The 21,504-nt window shown below is 68.4% G+C and carries 27 protein-coding genes; 14 read left to right on the forward strand and 13 right to left on the reverse strand.

Features of this window, described 5'->3' with window-relative positions:
• Positions 1-20: 20 nt before the first annotated feature.
• The 3 genes from pncB to AC3A6J_RS11740 all read right to left on the reverse strand — a co-directional run bounded on the left by pncB (position 21) and on the right by AC3A6J_RS11740 (position 2,906).
• Positions 21-1,208, reverse strand: a complete 1,188-nt coding sequence (gene pncB / locus AC3A6J_RS11730) for a nicotinate phosphoribosyltransferase (protein ID WP_487860115.1) — start codon at positions 1,206-1,208, stop codon at positions 21-23.
• A gap of 25 nt (positions 1,209-1,233) precedes the next feature.
• Positions 1,234-2,097 carry a cysteine hydrolase family protein gene (locus tag AC3A6J_RS11735; RefSeq protein WP_487860116.1) on the reverse strand — a complete coding sequence of 288 codons (864 nt, stop codon included), beginning with the start codon at positions 2,095-2,097 and terminating at the stop codon, positions 1,234-1,236.
• A 68-nt stretch (positions 2,098-2,165) separates the two neighbouring features.
• Entirely contained in the window at positions 2,166-2,906 is a 741-nt protein-coding gene (locus AC3A6J_RS11740; protein WP_487860117.1) for an NUDIX hydrolase, read from the reverse strand.
• Positions 2,907-3,066: 160 nt separating this feature from the next.
• On the opposite strand from AC3A6J_RS11740, the gene AC3A6J_RS11745 reads away from it, so the two are divergent.
• Positions 3,067-4,632: a methyl-accepting chemotaxis protein gene (locus AC3A6J_RS11745; protein WP_487860118.1), complete on the forward strand. Its 1,566-nt coding sequence runs from the start codon at positions 3,067-3,069 to the stop codon at positions 4,630-4,632.
• 30 nt (positions 4,633-4,662) lie between these two features.
• Here the strand turns inward: AC3A6J_RS11745 and AC3A6J_RS11750 are convergent, their stop codons facing one another.
• Together AC3A6J_RS11750 and AC3A6J_RS11755 are read right to left on the reverse strand one after the other, a co-directional pair.
• Entirely contained in the window at positions 4,663-5,658 is a 996-nt protein-coding gene (locus tag AC3A6J_RS11750; RefSeq protein ID WP_487860119.1) for an AraC family transcriptional regulator, read from the reverse strand.
• On the reverse strand, positions 5,658-6,197 hold the full coding sequence (locus AC3A6J_RS11755) for an OsmC family protein (protein WP_487860120.1): 540 nt from the start codon (positions 6,195-6,197) through the stop codon (positions 5,658-5,660). The genes AC3A6J_RS11750 and AC3A6J_RS11755 overlap by 1 nt, the downstream gene beginning before the upstream one ends.
• 233 nt (positions 6,198-6,430) lie before the next feature.
• Here AC3A6J_RS11755 and AC3A6J_RS11760 point away from each other — a divergent pair, with 233 nt between their 5' ends.
• A complete protein-coding gene (locus AC3A6J_RS11760) occupies positions 6,431-7,252 on the forward strand; it encodes a class I SAM-dependent methyltransferase (protein ID WP_487860121.1) in 822 nt (273 codons plus the stop codon).
• On the opposite strand, the gene AC3A6J_RS11765 is transcribed toward AC3A6J_RS11760, so the two are convergent.
• Together AC3A6J_RS11765 and AC3A6J_RS11770 are read right to left on the reverse strand one after the other, a co-directional pair.
• The gene (locus tag AC3A6J_RS11765; RefSeq protein ID WP_487860599.1) at positions 7,249-7,656 is read right to left on the reverse strand and encodes a DUF2000 family protein; all 408 of its coding nucleotides are present in this window, start codon (positions 7,654-7,656) and stop codon (positions 7,249-7,251) included. The two genes, AC3A6J_RS11760 and AC3A6J_RS11765, sit on opposite strands and share 4 nt — an antisense overlap.
• 80 nt (positions 7,657-7,736) lie before the next feature.
• Entirely contained in the window at positions 7,737-8,552 is an 816-nt protein-coding gene (locus AC3A6J_RS11770) for an AraC family transcriptional regulator (RefSeq protein WP_487860122.1), read from the reverse strand.
• A 348-nt stretch (positions 8,553-8,900) separates the two neighbouring features.
• Between AC3A6J_RS11770 and AC3A6J_RS11775 the strand changes: the two genes are divergently transcribed.
• The 11 genes from AC3A6J_RS11775 (at position 8,901) to AC3A6J_RS11825 (ending at position 17,093) form a co-directional block, all read left to right on the forward strand.
• Positions 8,901-9,320, forward strand: coding sequence for a GreA/GreB family elongation factor (locus AC3A6J_RS11775; RefSeq protein WP_487860123.1), 420 nt, complete (start codon positions 8,901-8,903; stop codon positions 9,318-9,320).
• 191 nt (positions 9,321-9,511) lie between these two features.
• Positions 9,512-9,787, forward strand: coding sequence for a hypothetical protein (locus AC3A6J_RS11780; protein ID WP_487860124.1), 276 nt, complete (start codon positions 9,512-9,514; stop codon positions 9,785-9,787).
• Between the two features lie 85 nt (positions 9,788-9,872).
• Positions 9,873-10,319, forward strand: coding sequence for an SRPBCC family protein (locus AC3A6J_RS11785; protein WP_487860125.1), 447 nt, complete (start codon positions 9,873-9,875; stop codon positions 10,317-10,319).
• Positions 10,320-10,433: 114 nt separating this feature from the next.
• Positions 10,434-10,766 (forward strand): hypothetical protein, encoded by a 333-nt coding sequence (locus AC3A6J_RS11790; protein WP_487860126.1) that lies wholly within the window; start codon positions 10,434-10,436, stop codon positions 10,764-10,766.
• Positions 10,767-10,811: 45 nt separating this feature from the next.
• Complete coding sequence (gene ku, locus AC3A6J_RS11795; protein WP_487860127.1) at positions 10,812-11,708, forward strand: non-homologous end joining protein Ku; 897 nt, start codon at positions 10,812-10,814, stop codon at positions 11,706-11,708.
• Complete coding sequence (locus AC3A6J_RS11800; RefSeq protein ID WP_487860128.1) at positions 11,705-12,553, forward strand: tetratricopeptide repeat protein; 849 nt, start codon at positions 11,705-11,707, stop codon at positions 12,551-12,553. The genes ku (AC3A6J_RS11795) and AC3A6J_RS11800 overlap by 4 nt, the downstream gene beginning before the upstream one ends.
• An 84-nt stretch (positions 12,554-12,637) precedes the next feature.
• Positions 12,638-13,561 (forward strand): non-homologous end joining protein Ku, encoded by a 924-nt coding sequence (ku, locus tag AC3A6J_RS11805; RefSeq protein WP_487860129.1) that lies wholly within the window; start codon positions 12,638-12,640, stop codon positions 13,559-13,561.
• 266 nt (positions 13,562-13,827) lie between these two features.
• Complete coding sequence (locus AC3A6J_RS11810; protein WP_487860130.1) at positions 13,828-14,811, forward strand: serine hydrolase domain-containing protein; 984 nt, start codon at positions 13,828-13,830, stop codon at positions 14,809-14,811.
• Complete coding sequence (locus tag AC3A6J_RS11815) at positions 14,793-15,068, forward strand: hypothetical protein (protein WP_487860131.1); 276 nt, start codon at positions 14,793-14,795, stop codon at positions 15,066-15,068. The genes AC3A6J_RS11810 and AC3A6J_RS11815 overlap by 19 nt, the downstream gene beginning before the upstream one ends.
• A gap of 194 nt (positions 15,069-15,262) precedes the next feature.
• Complete coding sequence (locus AC3A6J_RS11820; RefSeq protein ID WP_487860600.1) at positions 15,263-15,973, forward strand: NADPH-dependent F420 reductase; 711 nt, start codon at positions 15,263-15,265, stop codon at positions 15,971-15,973.
• A 223-nt stretch (positions 15,974-16,196) separates the two neighbouring features.
• The gene (locus tag AC3A6J_RS11825) at positions 16,197-17,093 is read left to right on the forward strand and encodes a beta-1,6-N-acetylglucosaminyltransferase (RefSeq protein WP_487860132.1); all 897 of its coding nucleotides are present in this window, start codon (positions 16,197-16,199) and stop codon (positions 17,091-17,093) included.
• 7 nt (positions 17,094-17,100) lie between these two features.
• Here the strand turns inward: AC3A6J_RS11825 and AC3A6J_RS11830 are convergent, their stop codons facing one another.
• The 5 genes from AC3A6J_RS11830 to AC3A6J_RS11850 all read right to left on the reverse strand — a co-directional run bounded on the left by AC3A6J_RS11830 (position 17,101) and on the right by AC3A6J_RS11850 (position 19,568).
• Positions 17,101-17,355 (reverse strand): hypothetical protein, encoded by a 255-nt coding sequence (locus AC3A6J_RS11830; RefSeq protein ID WP_487860133.1) that lies wholly within the window; start codon positions 17,353-17,355, stop codon positions 17,101-17,103.
• 3 nt (positions 17,356-17,358) lie between these two features.
• On the reverse strand, positions 17,359-17,691 hold the full coding sequence (locus AC3A6J_RS11835) for a hypothetical protein (RefSeq protein ID WP_487860134.1): 333 nt from the start codon (positions 17,689-17,691) through the stop codon (positions 17,359-17,361).
• A 74-nt stretch (positions 17,692-17,765) separates the two neighbouring features.
• Entirely contained in the window at positions 17,766-18,458 is a 693-nt protein-coding gene (locus tag AC3A6J_RS11840) for an MOSC domain-containing protein (protein WP_487860135.1), read from the reverse strand.
• Complete coding sequence (locus AC3A6J_RS11845; RefSeq protein ID WP_487860136.1) at positions 18,455-18,991, reverse strand: redoxin domain-containing protein; 537 nt, start codon at positions 18,989-18,991, stop codon at positions 18,455-18,457. Before AC3A6J_RS11845 ends, AC3A6J_RS11840 begins: the two co-directional genes overlap by 4 nt.
• A gap of 28 nt (positions 18,992-19,019) precedes the next feature.
• Entirely contained in the window at positions 19,020-19,568 is a 549-nt protein-coding gene (locus AC3A6J_RS11850) for a carboxymuconolactone decarboxylase family protein (RefSeq protein WP_487860137.1), read from the reverse strand.
• 106 nt (positions 19,569-19,674) lie between these two features.
• Here AC3A6J_RS11850 and AC3A6J_RS11855 point away from each other — a divergent pair, with 106 nt between their 5' ends.
• Positions 19,675-20,529, forward strand: a complete 855-nt coding sequence (locus AC3A6J_RS11855; RefSeq protein ID WP_487860138.1) for an AraC family transcriptional regulator — start codon at positions 19,675-19,677, stop codon at positions 20,527-20,529.
• Between the two features lie 13 nt (positions 20,530-20,542).
• On the opposite strand, the gene AC3A6J_RS11860 is transcribed toward AC3A6J_RS11855, so the two are convergent.
• Positions 20,543-21,454 (reverse strand): LysR substrate-binding domain-containing protein, encoded by a 912-nt coding sequence (locus AC3A6J_RS11860; RefSeq protein ID WP_487860139.1) that lies wholly within the window; start codon positions 21,452-21,454, stop codon positions 20,543-20,545.
• Between the last annotated feature and the right edge of the window lie 50 nt (positions 21,455-21,504).

Raw genomic sequence — 21,504 nt, forward strand, 5'->3', positions numbered from 1 at the left:
CGGTTCGGTGTTGCACATCATCATGCCGCGATGCCGAACACCTGGCGCAGGTAGGCCAGGAAGGTTTCGTCATTGCAGAGCGTCTTGCCCGGGGTGTCCGACAGCTTGGCGACGGGCTGGCCGTTGCAGCCGGTGAGCTTCATCACGATGTTGAGCGGCGTGAGGCCGACGTCGTTGCTCAGGTTGGTGCCGATGCCGAAGCCGGTCTGGGTGCGGTCGGCGAAGGTTCGGTACAGGCCGATGGCCGCCTGCAGGTCGAGCCCGTCGGAGAACACCAGCCGCTTGGTGTGCGCGTCGATGCGCAGCTTGGCGTAGTGCGCCAGCGCCTTCTCGCCCCAGGCGACGGGGTCGCCCGAGTCGTGGCGCAAGCCGTCGAAGAGCTTCGCGAAGTAAAGATCGAAGTCGGCCAGGAAGGCATCCATGCCCACCACGTCGGTCAGCGCCACGCCGAGGTCGCCGCGGTATTCCTGCACCCAGCCTTCGAGCGCGGCGCGCTGGAAGTCGCGCAGCCGCACGCCGAGCGCCTGGTAGGTCTGCAGGTACTCGTGCGCCATGGTGCCGATGGGCACCAGGCCGAGATCCTTCGCGAGCAGCACGTTGGAGGTGCCCTTGAAGAACATCGGCACTTCGCGCTGGAGCGTCTCGACCACCTCGCGCTGCCAGGTGCGCGAGAAGCGGCGCCGCACGCCGAAGTCGAAGAACTCGAACGGATGCTGCCGCGCCGGCTCGTTCGCAAAGTCGCGCAGCAGCGCGATCTTGGATTGCAGCCGCTCGCGGCCCTGCGCGAGCGCGGCCTCGGCGTCGAAGCGGCGGAAGTACAGCTCGTTGACGATGGCGAGCACGAAAATCTCGAACGCCATCGTGTGGACCTGCGGTCCGACCGCGCGGATGCGCAGCGTGTCGCCGTCGGCCTCGGCGGTGATGAACTCGCGCTGGAAGCTGAAGATGCGCAGGAAGTCGACGAAGTCGCTCTTGATGTAGCGCAGGCTGCGCAGGTACGCAAGCTCGTCCGGCGCGAAGCGCAGTGAACACAGGTGGTCGAGTTGCTCGTTCACGTCGGCCAGCAGGTCGGCCAGCGGATAGGCCGGCGCGTTGCGGCACACGAAGCTGTACTCGGCCTGCGTCTGCGGATGGCTGTGCAGCATCGCCTGCCACATCGTGAACTTGTAGAGGTCGGTGTCGAGCGGGCTCTGGATGATCGGTTGCATGGCGGGGTCCTTTCTGCAAGTGGCGTCAGGCATTCGCGCGCAGCAGCGCAAGCACGTCGGCGCTGGAACGAAGCTGCGCGCCGCGCGCGGCCATGTCGTCGAGGAAGGCCTGGTGTTGGGACTCGAAGCCGGCCACCGGGCTCATGCAGTCGGTCACGAGCACCAGCTTGGCGGGGTTGGCCGACGGCAGGTGGGCGACGATGTGCTCGGTCGTGGCGCGCACGCAGTGGCTGCTGGCCTCGCCCGCGACGACGATCAGATCGGCTCGGTCGAGCGACGCGACGAGCCCCATGTTGAGCGACGTGGCGGCATCGCCTTCGTCGGGCACCTCGGCCTGGACGGCGCTGTAGTGCTCGGTCCATGGATTGCTGCCCTTGGCAACCTTCTCGACCATGGCGGCGCGCCGGTCTTCCCAGGCGTTGTAGGCGGCCTTGACGGCCGCATGCACGTTGTGGCCCCAGCTGCCGATCTCGCAGTGCACCGGCCAGACCATCAGCGTGTAGCGCCCGCGGCGCTCGAGTTCGTCGAGGTAAGCCAGCGCGCGGGGCAGCGCCTCGCGGTCGCGCGGCAGGTGGTCGCCGCTGCGCACCTGCGCCGCGGTGATGGCGGTGAAAGGCGCCACCGCCCTGCCCTCGCGCGACTCCCAGAAGGTGGGGTGCGCGATGTCGAAGCGGTGGTGCGAATCCAGCGTCACGGTGATGGCGTCGATGCCGTCCGCGCCCTCGCCGATGAGCGCGGCGAGCCGCAGCATGTCGGCATGCGCGCCCGCCACCGGCAACGCGGGCTGCAGCGGCGCGCCGGTGGCCGGGTCGGTCGGAAGCCAGGCCGCCGGCAGGTCGCAGAAGTCGTTCTGCGGATCGATCACGAGAAGATGGATGTTCTGCTTCATGGCGTCTTTCCTTCTGGTTGTACTGTGCAACTTAGTTTGGTTGTACTGTACAACCACCACGTGCGGTGTCAAGCGTCGGGTGCTTCGGCCTCGCGCGGGCTGAAGGTCCGCGGGAACACGGCGGGCTGCGCCCGGTCGCGCAGGCGGTAGCCCATGGCCGGGCGGCCGGAAGCGCTTTCCACCGGGCCCGCTTCGGCCATGAAGCCCGCGTCGAGCATCCGCTTGCGAAAGGCGCTCTTGTCGACCGCGCGGCCGAGCACGACCTGGTAGGTGTGCTGCAGCTGCGGCAGCGTGAACGGCTCCGGCAGCAGGAAGGCCGGCAGCGAGGTGTATTCGACCTTGCCCCGCAGGCGGGCGATGGCGGCCGCGAGGATCTCGCCGTGGTCGAAGGCCAGGCGCTTGCGGCTCGCGGCCGCGGCATCGGTCCATTCGGCCGGGGCGGCATGGGCACCCTGCCGTGGCGCCGGGTCGTCGCCCGGAATCAGCGCAAAGAACGCATGCGTGGCCGACCATCCGCGCGGATCGCGCTGCGCGCCGCCCCAGCTCCCGAGCTGCTCGAGATAAGGCGCGGCAACGCCGGTCTTTTCGTGCAGCTTGCGCCTGGCGCAGTCGATCAGGCTGGCATCGCGGGCGACGTCGACAAAGCCGCCAGGCAGCGCCCAGCGACCAGGAAAAGGCTCGCCCGGCGCGTCGGGACGGCGGCCCAGCAGGACCTTCAGCGCATCGTCGCGCACGGTGAAGATGACGAGGTCGACAGTGACCAGCGGCCGGGGGAAATCCAGGCCCGGTGGCGTGGCGGATGGTTTCAAGGCAGGTGCTCCTTTTTGTTTGTTGTACAGCACAACTCTCCGGGCGCGCAAATATAGCAAGGGCGTTTTTTCCGCCTCCCCCTTCAGATTTCGCGCCGGCTGCCGATAACCGGTCATGGCGGCGGCTGTCGCGCGCGCCCTCCTTCGTGAAAGAAAGCAAATGAACCTGCGCAATCTCAAGATCGGTGTCCGCCTCGGGGGCGGCTTCGCGGCCATGCTGCTGCTGATGGTGCTCATCTCGGGCATCGGCATCCTGCGGCTCAACGCCGTGGCGCACTCCACCTCGGCGATGGTCGAGGAGGCACTGGTCAAGGAGCGGCTGGCGAACCGGTGGGCCAACCTGCTCGGCCCCAGCATCGTGCACTCCTTCGGCCTGGCGAAGGCCGCCGACCCCGACAACGAGGCCTATTTCAAGAAGCATCTCGGCGAGGGCGTGGCCTCGATCAATCCGGTGCAGCAGCAGATGGACAAGCTGCTCACCACGCCCGACGAGCGCAAGCTCTTCGAGGCCGTGGCCGATGCGCGCAAGCGCGTGCTCGAGCACCTGGGAACCATCAACAAGCTCAAGGCCGCGGGCGACCCGGGCGCCGCCAACCAGCTGGCCGACACGCAATACCAGGCGGCGCTGGACGTCTACAAGCAGGCGGTAAACCAGATCGCCGAGGCGCAGCGCACGCGCATCGACGTGATGGCCCAAGAGATCCAGGACAACCACCGCAGCGCCCGGCTGATGCTGGTCGTCCTGTCGGCCATGGCGGTGCTGCTGGGTGCGCTCTTCGCATGGCGGCTGACCGTCGGCATCGTGCGGCCGATGCAAGGCGCGGTCGAACTGGCGCAGAAGGTGGCTGCGGGCGACCTGAGCACGCAGGTGAGCGTCGGCTCGCGCGACGAGGTCGGTCAGTTGCTCTCGGCGCTGAAGGCCATGAACGACAGCCTCTTCAAGGTGGTGGGCGAGGTACGCAACGGCACCGACACGATTGCGACGGCGTCGAACCAGATCGCCTCGGGCAACCAGGACCTGTCGTCGCGCACCGAGCAGCAGGCCAGCTCGCTCGAGCAGACGGCGGCCTCGATGGAAGAGCTCACGAGCACCGTCAAGCAGAACGCCGACAACGCGCGCCAAGCCAACCAGCTTGCCGTCTCGGCCTCCGAAGTGGCCGTGCGTGGCGGCGGCGTGGTGGGCAAGGTGGTCGGCACCATGGATTCGATCAACACTTCGTCGCGCAAGATCGTCGACATCATCGGCGTGATCGACGGCATCGCGTTCCAGACCAACATCCTCGCCTTGAACGCGGCCGTGGAGGCAGCCCGCGCGGGCGAGCAGGGCCGCGGCTTCGCGGTGGTGGCCTCGGAGGTGCGCAGCCTGGCGCAGCGCTCGGCCGCGGCGGCGAAGGAGATCAAGGGCCTGATCGACGACTCGGTGAGAAAGGTCGAGGCCGGAAGCCAGCAGGTGGCCGAGGCGGGCCGCACGATGGAAGAGATCGTGACCAGCGTGCAGCGCGTGACCGACATCATGGGCGAGATCACCGCCGCAAGCCAGGAGCAGACCACGGGCATCGAGCAGATCAACCAGGCCATCACGCAGATGGACCAGGTGACGCAGCAGAACGCGGCGCTGGTCGAAGAGGCCGCGGCCGCCGCGGCCTCGCTGCAGGAGCAGGCGAGCAGCCTGTCGCAGGTCGTCGGCGTGTTCCAGCTCGGCGGGCCGCAGCGCGCGCTCGCTTGACGCCCCGGCCGCGCCGCAGTCCCCCTTTCGTCAGGGGCTGTGCACGAGGCCCGCGGCCTGCGGTGCGACCGCGGCCGAGCGGCTGCGGCGCCACGCCGCCGGCGGCGCACCGTACTCACGCCGGAACGCGCGGCTGAACGCCGTGTCGGTCTGGTAGCCGACGTTCTCGGCGATGTTCGCGAGCGGCGCATTGCTGCGGCTCAGCAGGTTGGCGGCCAGCAGCATGCGCCACTGCGTGAGGTATTGCATCGGCGAGCTGCCCACCAGGTGCTGGAAGCGCTCGGCCAGCACCGAGCGCGAGCTGCCGGCGGTGCGGGCCAGTTCGTCGAGCGTCCACGCATGGGCGGGGTTCTTGTGCAGCGCCTGGAGCGCGGCACCAACGATGCGGTCGCCCACGCCCGCGAGCCAGCCGGTGCTTCCTTCGGCCCGCTCGCTCATGCAGAGCCGCAACACTTCGATGAACAGCACTTCGGACAGCTTCGCCAGCACGGCCGCACCGCCCGGGCGCGGCGAGCGCGCCTCGCCGAGCGCATAGCGCACCGACGCCTCGAGCCAGGTGCCGGCGTGGGAGCCGCGCACATTGACGCGGACCAGCGAAGGAAGCCCCGCCAGCAGCAGGCGCGCAAGCCGCGCATCGCAGGCCAGGTAGCCGCACACGAGGCGCGTGGTGGCCCCGCCGCCGCCGTAGCAGAGCTGGCGCGGGCGGCGCGACAACACCTCCTCGAGCCGCCCGCCCGTGGCCGGCGGCAGCCCCGGCTGCGAGGCCATGCGGTGCGCGTCGCCCTGCGGAAAAAGGATCGCGTCGCCCGCGATCAGGTGCACCGGGGCTTCGCCCGCGAGCTCGACCCAGCAGTCGCCCTCGGTGATCAGGTGGAAGATCACCACGCGCTCGGCGCCCGGCTCGAGGATGGACGCGACCGAATCGGCGCGCGGCGACTGGTAGCACCAGGGCGCCGTGAATCGGGCATGGATGAAGATCGCCCCGACCAGGCGGACGACGCGCAAGGTTTCCGAGAGCGCGTCCATCAGACCTCCCCGACCTCGACCTGGAGCGTCAACGGCACCGCGAGCTGCAGCGCGGCCGACATCGGCGAGCAGCGATGGCTTTGTTCGACCAGCGTGCGCAGCCGCTCGGGTGGCACGTTGCCAGCGGCAGAGATCCGAACGCGCAGCGCCATGTCGAGCGGGCCGGCGTTCACCGCGTGGCCGTCGGCATCGGCCACGTCGAGCATGCCGCGCGCATCCGAATGGCTGTCGACCGACACCTCGAGCGTCTGCAACGCGATCTGCTGCTGCGCCGCACCCATGGCGATGCGCGTGGCGACGCACGATGCCACGCCGGCACGCAGCAGCCAGCCCGGGGTGACTGTGTCGCCGCCGCCGCCCAGCTCTTCGGGCATATCGGTCGCGGCGGCGGTACCGTTGGCATGCGCCGTGACCACCTTCAACCCCCCGGCCCAGCGCGCCACGGCCTGCGAGTCGGCGTGATGGCCCGCCTCGGGGCGCCGCCGCAGCACCGCTTCCATGCGCCGCAGCGCGGCCGCAACGTCTTGCTGTGCTGCCATGGGCTTCCTTCGCACCGGCATCGGTGAGGGGTGGTCGTCGAGAAATCATTCTGGGCGCGCCGCCGCGCGGTGTCCATCTCCGTTGCGTTCTATGACGATTGGCCGGCGCGGTGCAGGCCGGCGCACATGCGGACGATCGGTCAGGCCGCGCCGACGCGCAGGCAGGACGCCGCGCGCGCGCCGCGCGACATTGCGATTCCCACTCCCCATCACCACCACCAGGAACACGCACCATGAACGCACCCATCGATTTCAGTGCCATCAAGGGCCGCCAGATGACCGCATGGTCGAGCGGCGACTACGCCGTGATCGGCACCACGCTGCAGCTTGTCGGCGAGCAGCTCGCCGAAGCCTGCGACCTGCGCTTCGACGAGCGCGTGCTCGACGTCGCCGCCGGCAACGGCAATGCCACGCTCGCGGCGGCGCGGCGCGGCTGCCGCGTCACCTCGACCGACTACGTGGCCGCGCTGCTCGACCGCGGCGCCGAGCGCGCGCGCGCCGAGCGCCTGGAGGTGCAGTTCCAGCCTGCAGACGCGGAGGCGCTGCCCTTCGAGGACGCGAGCTTCGACGTCGTGCTGTCGACCTTCGGCGTGATGTTCACGCCCGACCACGCCACGGCCGCGGCCGAGCTGGCGCGCGTCTGCCGTCCGGGCGGGCGCATCGGCCTGGCGAACTGGACGCCCACCGGATTCATAGGCCAGCTGTTCAAGGTGCTGGGGCGCCATGTGCCGCCGCCGGCCGGCGTGCAGCCGCCGTCGCTCTGGGGCGTGGAGGCGCACCTGCAGAAACTCTTCGGCGAGCGCGCCGAGTCGATCGCGATCACGCCGCGCCAGTTCAACTTCCGCTACCGCTCGGCGGCGCATTTCATCGAGGTGTTCCGCACCTGGTACGGCCCGGTGCACAAGGCCTTTGCGGCGCTGCCGGCCGAGGGCGCCGCCGCGCTGGAGCAGGACCTGGCCGAACTGCTGAACGGCTGCAACCGCGCGGGTCCGGCCTCGTTGATCGTGCCCAGCGACTACGTCGAGGTGGTCGTCACGCGAAAGGCATCGCGCTAGGCGTGGAGCACCGCCCCTTTGAGCGCCTTGTCGACCTCCTTCTTCGGCCCGCGCAGCGCCAGCCCGACGAGGTCGGGCGCGTCGGCGGACTCGGCCAGGAAGGCGGCGCGGTTGGCCGCGTCGTGGCCGGTGCCGAACATCGCGCCGACGTACACGGCGCGCACGAGGTCGCGCTGGATCGCCTGCCGGTAGGCGCGCAGCAGCGTCTCGGCCGATGCGGCGAAGACGAGCACCGGCTCGCCGAGCAGGCGCGCATGGCTGCGGCCGGCCGCATCGACATACGGCTCGCCCATCGCATCGGGCGCGGCCGACGCGATGCCGGTCGCCACGAAGGCCGTCACGTTGAGCTTCTGCCAAACGGCGAGGTCCTCGCGCACGAGAATCGCCACCTTCGTCTCGAACACCATCTGCGCTGCTCCTGTCTTGTTCAGTGGCAGCGACTGTCGCAAGTTCAGTGCGCCGGGTCTGGAACGTTCGTGCAAATTCAGCACGCCCGGTAGGCGGCGGGCGCGAGGCCGTAGGCGCGGCGGAACCAGCGGCCCAGATGACTCTGGTCCGCGAAGCCGCAGTCCGCGGCCACCAGCGCCGGCGCCTGGCCCGTGCGCAGGCGCCGGCGCGCCTCGGTCAGGCGAAGCTGCACCAGGTAGGCATGCGGCGAGGTGCCGTAGGCGGCGCGAAACACGCGCGCGAGCGCGAAGCGGTCGCATGCGCCGGCCGCTTGGGCAAGCGCGTCGGCGCCCGGGTCGTCGGCGAGGGCCGAATGCAGCAGGTCCCGCGCGCGCCGCGCGATCGGGCTCGCCGGGCCGGGCGCGGCGCCAGCGTCTTCGTCGGGTGCAGGCCGCCCCAGGTGCGGCCGCAGCGCCGCGACCACGGCGTCGAGCGCCGCATCGCGCGCGAGCCGTTCGCGCGGGCGCGCCAGCACGGCGCCGGCATGGCGGATCGCCGCGCCGAGCCGCGGGTCGTCGCCCAACGTCGCGCGAAAGCCGATGCCGTCGTCCGGCACGCCGCCGAGTCCATCGCGCAGCCAGACCACCGGCAGGTACAGCATCGAATAGCTGAAACCGCCGCCGCCGGCCGCGCGCCCGTCGTGCAGCTCCCCAGGCTCGATCAGGATGACGCGGCCGGCCGTGCTCACGCGCCGCGCGCCGCGGCAGAAGAAGTCCTGGTGCCCGCTGTCGGTCACGCCGACGAGCCACTCGTCATGCCGATGCGGGTCGTAGGCATGGCCGAGAAAGCGCGCACGGATCGCCTCGACCCCGCTGTCGGGATCGCGCACGAGGCTCACCTGGTTCGATTGCATCCACTGCCCTTCGTCGTCGACCGCTACGGTGCCTGTTCGCCGCGGAAGCCGCCATTTTCAAGCTCAATCTGGCAAGGACCCTGAGGGCATTGCTTGCCGGACCCCGGTGGGTTGCCTAGACTCCTTGCCATGTCGTCCGCCCTTCTCGCCTTGACCCATGCCCATGCCGCGGCCAGCGTGCATGCGCGCGCCGGGTCGAAGGCGGGCCGCAGGAAACTCCCCGCACATCCCTAGGCCCGGCGGCCCGCTTCCCTCTCCCCTTTCTGCGCAACCATTCACCGCCGGGCACAAGTCCCGCGCGTTCGCGGCCGCTGCCCACCGGCAGGTCCGCACGAATGGAGTGCGTCCATGCATGCAACGATCCACGGCGAGCGCACGCTCACCCAACACGACTTCGCCCGCCTCGGCAAACTGCCGGGCGTCCATCTGCAGACCGCGCTGGCGGATCTGCTCGACAGTGCCGAACTGACTGACGCGCACGCCGTGCCGCCCGACCTCGTGACGATGAACGCGCGGGTCGAGATCGTCGACGTCCACACGCGGCGGCGCCAGACGCTCACCGTTTGCTATCCCGAGGATGCGAGCCCCTCGGCCGGCCTGATCTCGGTGCTCTCGCCGGTCGGGGGCAGCCTGCTCGGCCTGCGTGTCGGCGATACGGCCCGCTGGCAGACGCCGACGGGCGAGACCTGTGCTGCGGAGATCGTGGCCATCCTCTTTCAGCCCGAAGCCGAAGCCGACGCCGGGGCAGCCGGCAGCCACGCGGGCTAGCAGGTCCCACCCACGGCGAAACCGGTTCCCTCGTGGTGCCGAAGCGTGATTCATTTCACGAAAATGGTTGTATTCCATAACCACTCCAGCTGAAACCCGATTGAAACAAGGCGTACCACGGCATTAATATTTGTAAGCCAGAGCAGCCGGCACTCTGGTTTCATCTGCAAGCGCCGGCATTGGAGCGTCGAATGCCACTCTTGTTCTTGATGCGGCTGCAGCATGTGCAGCTTCCCGTCCGGGTCGCCCACCCAGAGGAGCTCCGGCACGTCTCGGTGCTCGTCGCCACGGGCCTGATCGAAGCGGAAGTCGCGGCCCTTCGGTCGACCGCACGCTATGCTGCGTCGCGCGTGGCCACGGTGGTCAGGATCACGGAGGCGGGGATGGCCGAGATCGCGAAGATGGGCGAGGTGCCCGGTTTCGTGAAGACCTCGATGCAGTTCGCGCGCGGGTTCCGTTTGATGTGACTCGCACGACGATGTCGATTCCGCCCGGGCTCGTTCGTCGTACAGGCAGAGGGTCTTCCTCTGCACTTCACAGGAGCACGCCACCATGGCAACCAGCACCATCCGTCTTCACCGCATCCTGCGCGCCCCGCCCGAGCGGATCTACCGTGCCTTCGTCGAACCCGGCGCCTTCGAGCGCTGGCTGCCGCCATTCGGCTTCACCGGCAAGGTCCACCAGATGGACCCGGTGGTCGGCGGGAGCTGGCGCATGTCGTTCACCAGCTTCGGCAGCGGCCAGGGCCATTCGTTCGGCGGCAAGTACCTCGAGCTGGTTCCGGGCCAGCGCGTTGCCTACGACGCACGCTTCGACGATCCGAACCTGCCGGGCACGATGAAGACGACGGTGACGCTCACCGCCGTGTCCTGCGGCACCGACATGGCGATCGTGCAGGAAGGCATTCCCGACGTGATTCCCGCGGAGATGTGCTACCTCGGGTGGCAGGAGTCGCTGGTCGCGCTGGCGCAGCTGGTCGAGCCCGAGATCCCGGGCTGAGCCGGCTGCGAGACGCACGTTATCCGGCGCCACCAGGCGGCGGCGGCCTACAAGGGCAGGTGGGAGGCGGTCCGTAGATTGCAGCCCTTCCGCCACGTCACTTGGAACGACACCATGCCCGGAGAACCCGCCTCTGCCGATTTCGCTGCCTGGATGGCCGCCGAGACCGCCGCCTATGCCGCCGTTCATGCGCTTCACCAGCGCTCGCAGGGCGGGCGTCTCGAGCTGCCCGCAAGCCGCATCGAGCAGATCGCCAAGCTGCGCAAGGAGGCCGACGTCCGCTTCGCGAGCCTGTGGTGCCAGCTCGGCACGCCGGCGCCCGACGCAGCCGTCGCCGCCGTGATGCCGGCGATCCCGGTGGCGCCCGTGGCCGAGCCGGTGCAGCCGCGGCGCATGCACCAGCGAAGCGCCCGACGCCGTTCCAGCGAAACGCGCCTCTTTCCCTGAGCCCCGAAAAGTGGCATGTTGTCTCCTCGTCCTGAGGAGCATCAGATGGCCACTGCCCGTTCGATCGCATCGCTGACGCTGGGCTTCGGCCTGGTGTCGATCCCGGTCCGCCTCTACTCGGCCACCGAAAGTGCCGCGACCGTGCACTTCAACCTGCTGTCGAAGGAAGGCGAGCGCGTCAAGCAGCAGTACGTGTCCGCCGGCGACCCGCAGAAGATCGTCCCGCGCTCGGAGATGGTGAAGGGCTACGAATTCGAGAAGGACCGGTACGTGATCTTCAGGCCCGAGGAGCTCAAGGCGCTCGAGGAAGGCGGAAGTCACCTGATCGACATCGTGGCCTTCATCCCCGCCGATGCGGTGGACCCGATCTACTACGACAAGCCCTACTACCTCGCACCCGACAAGCGCGGCGGCAAGCCGTACAACCTGCTCAAAAAGGCGATGCGCGAGAGCGGGCGCTGTGCGCTCGCCAAGTGGGCCTGGAAGTCGAAGCAGTACGTGGTGCAGGTGCGCGCGCTCGACGAGGGGCTGGTGCTCCAGCAGCTACTGTACGCGGACGAGGTGCGCTCGCTGGCCAACCTCGACATCGAGCAGCTGGAACCCAGCGCGTCCGAGCTCAAACTCGCGCTGCAGCTGATCGACCAGATATCGCAGGACAGCTACGACCCGACGCTGTTCGAAGACGAGGAGAAGAAGCGCATCCTCGCCGCCATCGACGCGAAGATCGCCGGCGAGGAGATCGTCGCCGCCGACCATCCTGAGGATGCGGGCACGGGCCAGGTGATCGACCTCGCCGAAATGCTCAAGGCCAGCCTCGCGCGCCGCCCGGGCGCCGATGCCAAGGCCGCGCCGCTGCGCAGCGTTCCGAGCAAGGCCAAGCGCGCGCCCAAGGCGCCCGAGAAGGCCGCTGCGGCCCCGGCACGCGTGCGCATGAAGAAGTGAACGCCTCGTCCGGGCCGTCGACGCCCTACACGCTGCGCGGCGTGGTCCAGCTGCTGGGCCTGTCGCGGCATGCCGTGAGCAAGCTGATCGAGCTCGGCTTCGTCGCGCCGGTGAAGACGCCCGGGGGAACCTGGCAGTTCTCGTTCCAGGACGTGGTGCTGCTGCGCTCGGCGCACGAACTGCGCGCGGCGCGCATCCCGACGCGGCAGATCCTGCGGTCGCTGCGGCAGCTCAAGGCCGGGCTTCCCGCGGAGATGCCGCTCGCGGGCCTGCGCATCAAGGCCGAGGGCGCCCGCGTCACGGTGCGCTCGTCCGATGCGCACTGGGAGCCCGACACCGGCCAGCTGGTGCTGGACCTGCGCATCGAGCCCGGTGCCGGTTCGGTGAGCTTCCTGTTCGCGCCGCAGGACCGCAGCGCCAGCAGTGCCACCATCGATCTCGATGCGCTCTTCGCGCGCGCGGAGGCGCTCGAGGCCACGGCACCGGCGGAGGCCGAATCGCTGTACCGGCAGATCCTCGTGCAGGACCCGGCCCATGCCCATGCCTACCTGAACCTCGGCTTCATGCTGTGCGAGGCAGGCCGCTGCGCCGAAGCCGCCGACCTGTACGAGGCGGGTGTGCGGCACTGCGGCGACGATCCGCTGATGCACTACAACCACGCGGTCGCGCTTGAGGGCGCGGGCCGGGTCGGCGATGCGCTGGCCAGCTACGAAAAAGCGCTGCAGCTGCAGCCCGACCTGGCGGATGCGCACCAGAACGCGGCGCTGCTCTACGCCGAGCTCGGGCACAAGCAGCTCGCGATCCGGCACTTCAGCGCGTTCCGGCGTCTTCAGGGCAAGGCGTAGATGCGGGCGTCGCTTCTTCCTACGCCCGGGGCAGCCGCTTCGCGCTAGGTTCGGCCACATCGATCCACTGCAAGGAGTTGAATCTTGGCCACTGGCGGCAGAACCCTCTGGAAGGGCGCGATCAGTTTCGGGCTGGTGCACATCCCCGTGGGCCTGCACACCGCGAGCACCGAGCAGGGCGTCGACTTCGACTGGCTCGACAAGCGCAGCATGGACCGCGTCGGCTACAAGCGCATCAACAAGCGCACCGGCAAGGAGATTGCCGCCGAGAACATCGTCAAGGGCGTCGAGTACGAGGACGGCAAATACGTCGTCGTCTCGCGCGAGGAGATCGAGGCGGCCTACCCGCGCACCACGCAGACCATCGAGATCCAGCGCTTCATCGACGCCAACGAGATTCCGTTCCTCTACCTCGAGCGGCCCTACTACGTCGCACCGGTCAACAAAGGGCACAAGGTCTACGCGCTGCTGCGCGAGGTCATGGTCAAGACCGGCAAGATCGGTCTCGCCAAGGTGGTGATCGCCACCAAGCAGCACCTGGCCGCGCTGGTGCCCGCGGGCGAGGTGCTCGTGCTGAACCTGCTGCGCTGGGGCGACGAGGTCAAGCCCGTCGAGGGCCTCGACCTGCCGCCCGCCGGCGTCAAAGCCGCCAGGATCACGCCCGCCGAAATGAAGATGGCCGAGCAGCTCGTGAAGGACATGAGCGGCACGTGGAAGCCCGAGGAATTCAAGGACGAGTTCAAGCACGCGGTCATGAAGGTCGTCGAGAAGAAGGTCAAGGCGGGCGACACCGAAACGGTGATCGAGCCCGAAGAAGAGGCACCGTCGCAAGGCGCCGAGGTCATCGACCTGACCGAGCTCCTGACCCGCAGCCTGCGCGGCGGCAAGGCCGCCCGGAAATCGGAGGCCGCGCCGGCGAAGAAGACAGCGGCCGCGAAGAAGACCGGTGCCGCCGCGAAGAAGGCCGCGGGCAAGAAGGCGCCGGCCTCGCGCCGCAAGGCGGCGTAGGTTTCCGCCGGTTGGTGTGGGGAGTCACACAGTTGCTGCGGCTTGTGCACGGTTGGTGAGCCGTTCCCACGATGTGCCGCTGTGCCGCTGTGCCGCTGTGCCGCTGTGCCGCTGTGCCGCTGTGCCGCTGTGCCGCTGTGCCGCTGTGCCTGACTCTCGAGCTCTGCGTGTCCGAGTAAGCCCTTCGTCGTAAGCGGGTTTCACCCGTTTACGCGGCGCGCGTACATGGGAAGGATTTGTTTTCTGAAAAATCAGATGGAGACGAAATGACCGTTACTCGGCGCCAGCTTGCCTTGTCCGCCTTTGGGACCGCCTTCCTTGCCGGATGTACAAGCGTTCCGACCATGCCACCTCCTGCAGTGTCTTCAGCCCGGCTGAGGCGCATCGCGCCAGCACTGAACGCGCAGGTCGGCGTCGGCACTTTTCCAGGCGCCGTGTCCCTTGTCTCGCACGAGGGAAAGCTTGTGCACCATGAGGCGGTTGGCTTTCTCGACGCTGCCAAGACCAAGCCCATGCCGCGCGACGCGATTTTCCGGCTCGCCTCCATGACCAAGCCGTTGACCTCCGTCGCCACAATGATGCTGACGGAGCAAGGTGTGCTGAAGCTCAACGACCCGGTCACGAACTGGTTGCCCGAACTCAAGGATCTCAAGGTCGAGACGCCGGCGGGCGACGTGCCGCTGGCCCGTCCGATCACCGTGCAAGACCTGCTCATGCATACGGCAGGCTTCGTCTACGGTCCAGCCAGCCCGTCGCCGCGCATCGGCAAGATGTACGCGGACCTGGGTATCGAATCGCTGGAAACCGACATCACCGGCGACGAGATGCTCAAACGCCTGGGCACCATCCCACTGGCGTACCAGCCAGGCACGACTTGGTTCTATTCGATTGCTACCGACGTGCTGGGCTTGCTGCTGGAGCGCGCGACCAAGAAACGTCTGGACGTGCTGATGCAGGAGATGCTGATCGGCCCGTTGGGCATGACCGACACCGCCTGGTGGGTGCCCCCGGCCAAACGCAGTCGTCTGGCAGAGGCGCTGGAAAGTGACGCGCAGAAGGCGTCGATGCTGCGTGCCTACCGCCACGACACCGACCCAGCGCCACGCACCTACCTCAAAGGCGGCGCCGGATTGGTTGGCACGGGCGCGGACTACCTGAAGTTCGCGCAGATGGTGCTGAACGGTGGAACCGACGCCAGACCCGATACCTGTCGCGCAAGACCGTGGAATTCATGCTGTCCGACCATCTGATCGGCAAAGCCGGGGTGCCCAGTGCGACCACCGGCCCGGGATACGGTTTCGGGTTGGGATGGGGCGTTCGCCTCTACGACGGCGTGGGCTGGACGCCTGGCAGCGTGGGCGACGCAATGTGGGCCGGCGCCTGGGGAACGAGCTTCTGGATCGACCCGCGCGAGCAGCTGGTCGGCGTGCTGATGGCGCAATGCCCCTCCAACCGGATTCACACACGGATGTTGTACAAGAATCTGGTCTATGGGGCTGTGTCTTGACGGGTGGCAACCAGGCTACTCTGGTCGATAGCCTCGCGCAGGAAAGCGCATCGAGAGATGCGTAGGTCCGCTGCCCATAGCGGACATCGCGCTACGCATCAGTTTTGCAATCCTCCCGGCTATGCAAGCATGGTCGGCCGTTTTGACCCTGTCGCCCCCGGGGGACGCCGTCGTTCGAATAATCGCCCTTCTGGATAAGAGATCTCAAGATGCACATTGGAATCATTGGGTCGGGCAACATTGGCAGCACGCTCGCCCGCAACCTCAAGGCATTGGGCCACGAAGTGCTGATTGCGAACTCACGGGGTCCGGCAACGCTCGCGGCTTTCGCAGCCGAGACTGGGGTGGTCGCTGCGACGGTCGAGCAAGCATCAGGCGCTGCGGACTTGGTCATCATCGCCATCCCGCAATTGGCGGTCGCCGACCTTCCCCATGAAGTGCTGCGCAAGAACCCTGCTGTGGTCGTCGATGCAGGCAACTACTACCCCACCCGCGATGGTGTCGTGGCGCAGGTTGAGGAAGGGGCCACGGACAGCGAATGGATTTCTTCGGTGCTGGGCAGGCCCGTCGTCAAGGCCTTCAACAACATCCTGGCTGAGAGCTTGGCGACACGCGGCCACTCGGGTGGAAGCGCTGGACGCATTGCACTTTCAGTTGCCGGCGACAACACTGAAGCCAAGCACCTTGTACAAGGCGTCGTCCGCGAGTTGGGGTTCGATGCCATTGATGGCGGAACACTCGCTGAATCGTGGAGGCAGCAACCCGGAACCCCCGCGTACTGCAAAGACCTGAACGCCGCACAACTCAAAGAAGCATTGGCAAGCGCGAGCAAGACGGAGATACCGAGCTACAGAAAAGACGCTGATCGCGCCGCAGCACCATACCTGACGCCTTTCAAGGGCTGACGAGAGGCGTGACGGCCATTCGCGATGCCGCTCTGGCCGATCTTCTTCCGTGCATCCCGACAAATGGGTAGCCCGTCGACGGTTGTCAAACGAAACCGACAGCAACAGACCGGTCGCCGCAGCAGCCCGAGCCGCTACAGTCAGGCACGGCCGAGCGTTCCCCTGCCGGCAATCAAGCGCCCTGGTGCTCTGGCGTACCAACAAGGTGTGATGCAACCGCAACATGAGCCCGGTATTCCTGTTGCTCGTCCATGCAGATCCGCAGCAGGCCAAGCGCCTGCTGCGGCACCTCGCGCCGGTGGGGCGCTGCTTCGTCCATGTCGATGCCAAGGCCGATCTCTCAGCGTTCCAGGTCGCAGACCCCCATGTGGCGTTCGTGAACCAGCGCATCGATGTGCGCTGGGGCGCCATCTCTCAGGTGGAGGCCACCTTGCGGCTCATGCGCACGGCGCTGGCCACATGCGATCTGTCGCAGGTGAGCCATTTCATGCTGCTCTCCGGAAGCTGCTATCCACTGCGTCCGATGGACGAGTTCCGCACCTATTTGCAGCAGCATGCGGGCACCAACTTCATCAAGCTGATGCCATTGGCGAGCACGCGCAAGCTGCATGAGCGCGTGCGTCACTTCTGGTTCTACGAGGACCTTCCGGTCGACGGGCGCAAGTTAACCGGCGTGCGGCTGCTGCGCGGCGTGCTGCAGTTTGCGGGCAAGCTCGGGCGCCGTTCGTTCCCGCTCATTCCCGCGTGGTACTTCGGCTCGCAATGGTGGGCGCTGACGCCCGAGGCCGCGGGCTACCTCGTGGGCCATCCGCAGCAAGAGGCCGTGAAGCGCTTCCTGCGGTTCTCCAAGGCACCCGACGAGATCTACTTCCACACGCTGCTCGCGAACTCGCCGCTGCAGCACACCGTGGAGCCTGTCAGCGGCAGCGGCGTCTGGGACGCGGCGAACCTGCACCTGATCGACCCGTCGCTGTCGCGCTGGTTCCAGGCCTGCGACTACGAGGAGGTCGTCGCGTCGGGGCGGTGGTTCGTGCGCAAGGTCGGCAGCGACATCTCGCGCGACCTCTGCGACCGCCTGGACAGCAATCTGGCCACGGCAACCGGCGAGCAGCGCGCGTAGCGGCGCCTCAGGGCCGCCGCTGCGCGCGGTGCGCGATCCATTCGTGGGCGCTTTGCCGCAGTGCCGCCTGCGCATCCTCGAAAGAGGGATGAACACCGAACATTGAAAGACGACACAACACGCTCGCCTGCCTGCGGATCTCGACCGTGGCGAGAACCGCGGACTCGGAGAGTGCCGCGACCTGGAAGTGCAGCGTGCATCCCTGGTATTCCTCGACCGGCTCCCGCTTCACACGCATCACCTCGGCAGCGACCGCAGCCATGGCTTACGGCCGGATGATCACCGTCGGAGGCTGGATCACGATGGCCGGCGGATGGACCACGACGCCGGGCGGCGGGTGGCCATAGGACGGCGCTTCATAGACGTGCTGCGGCGCAGGCTCCCTGCATTTGCGCTTCTCCTTGAAGCCGCCGTTCTTTTCGTACTTGCGCTCGACCTTGCAGTGCCCGTCCCAGTACGACTCCTTGTGCGGGGGGCCGCCATGCCGGCCCTTGCGGCCGTGGCCGCTCTCGTCCTTGTGGGGATCGGCGAGCGCGGGAGACATCACGGCGGCAAGCAGCAGCGCAATGCAGGACAAGGGACGGAGGCGATGGGTCATGGGCGCTTTGGATGTGATTTATTCCCATATATCCTACTCTCCGCGCGAACTTTCTTCTGCTCGATTGCCAGTATTTAGCCCTCCAGGCGCGGCATCCAGTCCTCGACGCCGCCCGAAACGACCCGCCGCCGGAACGTGGCGCGCCACCGTTCGGCCAGTACCGCCAGTTCGGCAGCGCGCGACCATTCGGCCGCGAAGCGCGCATCCCGCGAGAACAGCAGCGCGATCAGCCGCGACAGGGGCCAGTCGGGATGCGGCCGGGCGACCAGTTCGGCCTGCGCGCCCGCGTGCAGCCAGCCGGGTTCGAGCGTGCGGTAGTACCAACCGGTGCGGCCGCGCGACTGCATCTCGCGCGCCATGCCCGGCTCGCCGAAGCGCACGTCGAGCTTCCAGCAGGGCTGCCGTCCCTGGGACACCTGCACCAGCGCCTCGCCGAGGCGCACCACGTCGCCGATGCAGACGCTCGATTCGTCCCAGCCGCGCGTCGAGACGTTCTCGCCGAAAGCGCCCGCATGCGCCAGCAGATCGGCGCGCCGGCTCCACGACGCCCACTGCGCGTAGTGCTCGCGCGGGTAGTGGTGCAGCGCCTTCTCGGGGCCGCCATGGACGCGCAGGTCGGCCTGCGCGTCGCCCTGCAGGCCCGTGGCCGACAGCCACGCCCGCTCCTGCACCGGCGACTTGACGATGCCGCTGGGCCGGCCGTCCGGCAGCGGCGCCACCGGGCCGGCCAGCAGCGCATCGATCACCGTGGGGCCGAGAGCCGTCATCGGGCGTCCTCCGCAGGGCAGCCCGCGCCATCCGCCGGCCGCGCGGCCAGCGCCGCTGGCGCCGTCTCGGCCACGAGCTGGCCGATGGCCGCGCCGAGCGCCATGTCGTCGAGCACGCCGAAGTGGCTCATCCGGATGCGGCCTTGCCGATCGATCAGCACGCTGCTCGGCGTGCCCTGCAACTGGTACTCGCGCATGGTCGCGGGGATGCTGCCGCGCGCGGGCGTGTCGATGCCGATCGGGAAGATGTAGCGGTACTCGCGCACGAAGGCGGCGAGCGCCGCAGGGGTCATCACCTCGTGGTGCTCGAACACCGTGTGCAGGCCGATGACGGCCACCTGATCGGCGTCGAACAGCTGCCGCGTCTTCTTTGCCTGCGGCAGGCCATGCGTCGCGCAGGCCGGGCAGAGCATCTGGAACGCATGCAGCACCACCACCCGGCCGCGCAGCGACGCCAGCGTGAGAGGTGCGTCGGTGTTGAGCCATTGGGCGACTTCCCATTCGGGCGCCGGGGCAAAGCTGTGGTTCGGCATGTCGGATGCTCCAGGTGAGAAGAAAAGGTCAGGCAACGCCGGTGCGCAGCTTGACCGACGGGAAATCAAGCGGCACGTCGAACGCGACATTCACATAGTTGGTGAAGAGGTTCAAGGCCACGTGCGCGAGGATCTCCACGATCTGGCCGTCGTCGAAGCCCACGTCGCGCAGCGTCTGCACGTCGGCCGCCGAGACCTGGCCGCGCGCCTCGACGAGCTGCAGCGCGAAGCGCAGCGCGGCCGCGGTGCGCGGGTCCGACGATTCGCCGGCCTGGGCCGCCGCCATCTCCGCCGCCGACACGCCGGCCTTGCGCCCGAGCGCGGTATGGGCGGCCAGGCAGTAGTGGCAGGCGTTGCGGTCGGCGACGGCCACCGCGATCTGTTCGCCGAGCTGCGGCGGGATCGCACCACCGCCGAGTGCGCCGAACGCACCCCACATGCTCTGCAGCGCCGCCGGCGAATTGGCGACCGCGCGGAACATGTTGGGCGTGGCGCCGAATGCGCCGTGGATCTGCGCCAGCAGGTCCTTGGCGGCACCGGAGGCTTCGGCGGGGTTCACGAGGGGAATGCGGGACATGGGATTTCCTTTGAAGAGTGGATCGGAGAAGCCAGTGTCTTCGCGTTCGCCGTATGATATGGCTCGTTTCGTCGGAACAACATACCTTTTCGTCCACGTACGCACCATGCTCCCACCCATCGACCGGCTCTCCGCCCTGCTCGAGCGCTTCCATGTGCGGGCTCACCTGTTCCATGCCGGCCCGCTATGCGGCACCACGAAATTCGTGGCCGAGCCGGGCCGCGGCTTTCTGCATGTGCTGCGCCGCGGCGAAATGGTGGTGACGCATTCGTCGCGTGCCGGCGTGCCGCGCCGCGTGATGGTGAAGGAGCCGACGCTGCTCTTCTATCCGCGCCCGCTCGCGCACGACTTCCACAACGCGCCTTCGGAAGGCTCCGACTTCGTCTGCGCCACGCTCGCCTTCGATGGCGGCGACATGCATCCGCTCGCGCGCGCACTGCCGCCGCTGGTACGGCTTCCGCTGCGCTCGGTGGAGGGGCTCGAGCAGTCTCTGGCACTGCTGTTCGCCGAGACCGGCCGCGTGCTGTGCGGCCATCGCCTGCTCGCCGACCGGCTGTTCGAGGTAGTGCTGATCCAGCTGATGCGCTGGCTGCTCGACCATCCGCACGAAAGCGACATGCCGCCGGGCCTGCTCACCGGCCTCGGCGATCCGGCGCTCGCGCGCGTGCTGGTGGCCCTGCACGAGCGCCCCGGTGACGCCTGGACGCTCGAGCGCATGGCGCGCGAGGCCGGCCTGTCACGCAGCGCGTTCGCCGAGCGCTTCAAGGCCGTGGTGGGCGCCACGCCCGCGGACTACCTGGCCCACTGGCGCCTGTCGATCGCGCAGGCCGAGCTGCGCCGCGGCGCCTCGATCAAGACCATCGCCGACACGCTCGGCTATGCCAATGCGTCGGCGTTGTCGCGAGTGTTCGCGCAGAAGATCGGCATGTCGCCGCGCGAGTGGCTCGCCACCCGCGACTGAAAACGGCCGGCAGCTAGCGAACCCGCGCCACGCTGTCCTGCAGGCTGCTGCGCAGCGCGAGCTTGCGCACGACGGCCGAGAACGCGCGCGTCGCTGCCGCATCGCGCGCGGCCGGCGACCACAGCATGCCCGGCGTGCGCACGGGCGTGGGGCTCTCGAGCCGGACCACGACGAGCCCCGAGAGCGGGTTCACCACGTTGGCGGCCACGATCGAGGCGAGCTGCGTCTTGGCGACGAGGTCCATCATCGGCGCCAGCGTGTTGATCTCGGCCACCACGTGCGGCGCTGCGCCGCACGAGCGAAAGCACTCGTCGAGCATCTGGCGCGTGGCGAAGCTGGCCGGCAACAGCGCCATCGGCAGGCGGTGCAGCTCCACCATGCGCACGCGCTTGCGCCGCGCGAGCGGATGCTTCTTCGCCACCACCAGCACCATCTCCTCGTTGTAGAGCGGCTCGAACTGCAGCGGCCCCGGCACGGCCGGCCGGTAGGCGATGCCGAGGTCGAGCGTGCGCTCGGCGAGGCGCGCGGCGATCTGGTCGGCCGACAGTTCCTCGACCACCACCTTCACCTGCGGATGGCGCGCATGGAAGCTGGCGATGCAGTCGGGGATGAAGCCGAGGTTGAAGGTGTGCGTCGAGCCCACGCGCAGTTCGCCCGCCACTTCAGAGCGGTCCTGGCGCAGCGCGCCGAGCCCGAGGTCGATCTCGTGCAGGGCCTTGGTGCAGTAGTGCAGGAACTCGTCGCCCGCGTCGGTCAGCGCCACGCGCTTGCCCGCGCGGTCGAAGAGCGGCGTGCCGAGCTCTTCCTCGAGCTGCTTGATCTGGTGCGACAGCGTCGACTGCGTCACGTGCAGGCGCTCGGCCGCGCGCGTGAAGTTGAGCGAGCCCGCAAGGGCGATGAAGTAGCGCAGGTGCCTCAGTTCCATGGCCTTGCCCGGGTGCGTTGATCGATGGCATCGATGGTAACGATGGAAAA

It is taken from the genome of Variovorax sp. Soil_C_39 (assembly GCF_057656815.1).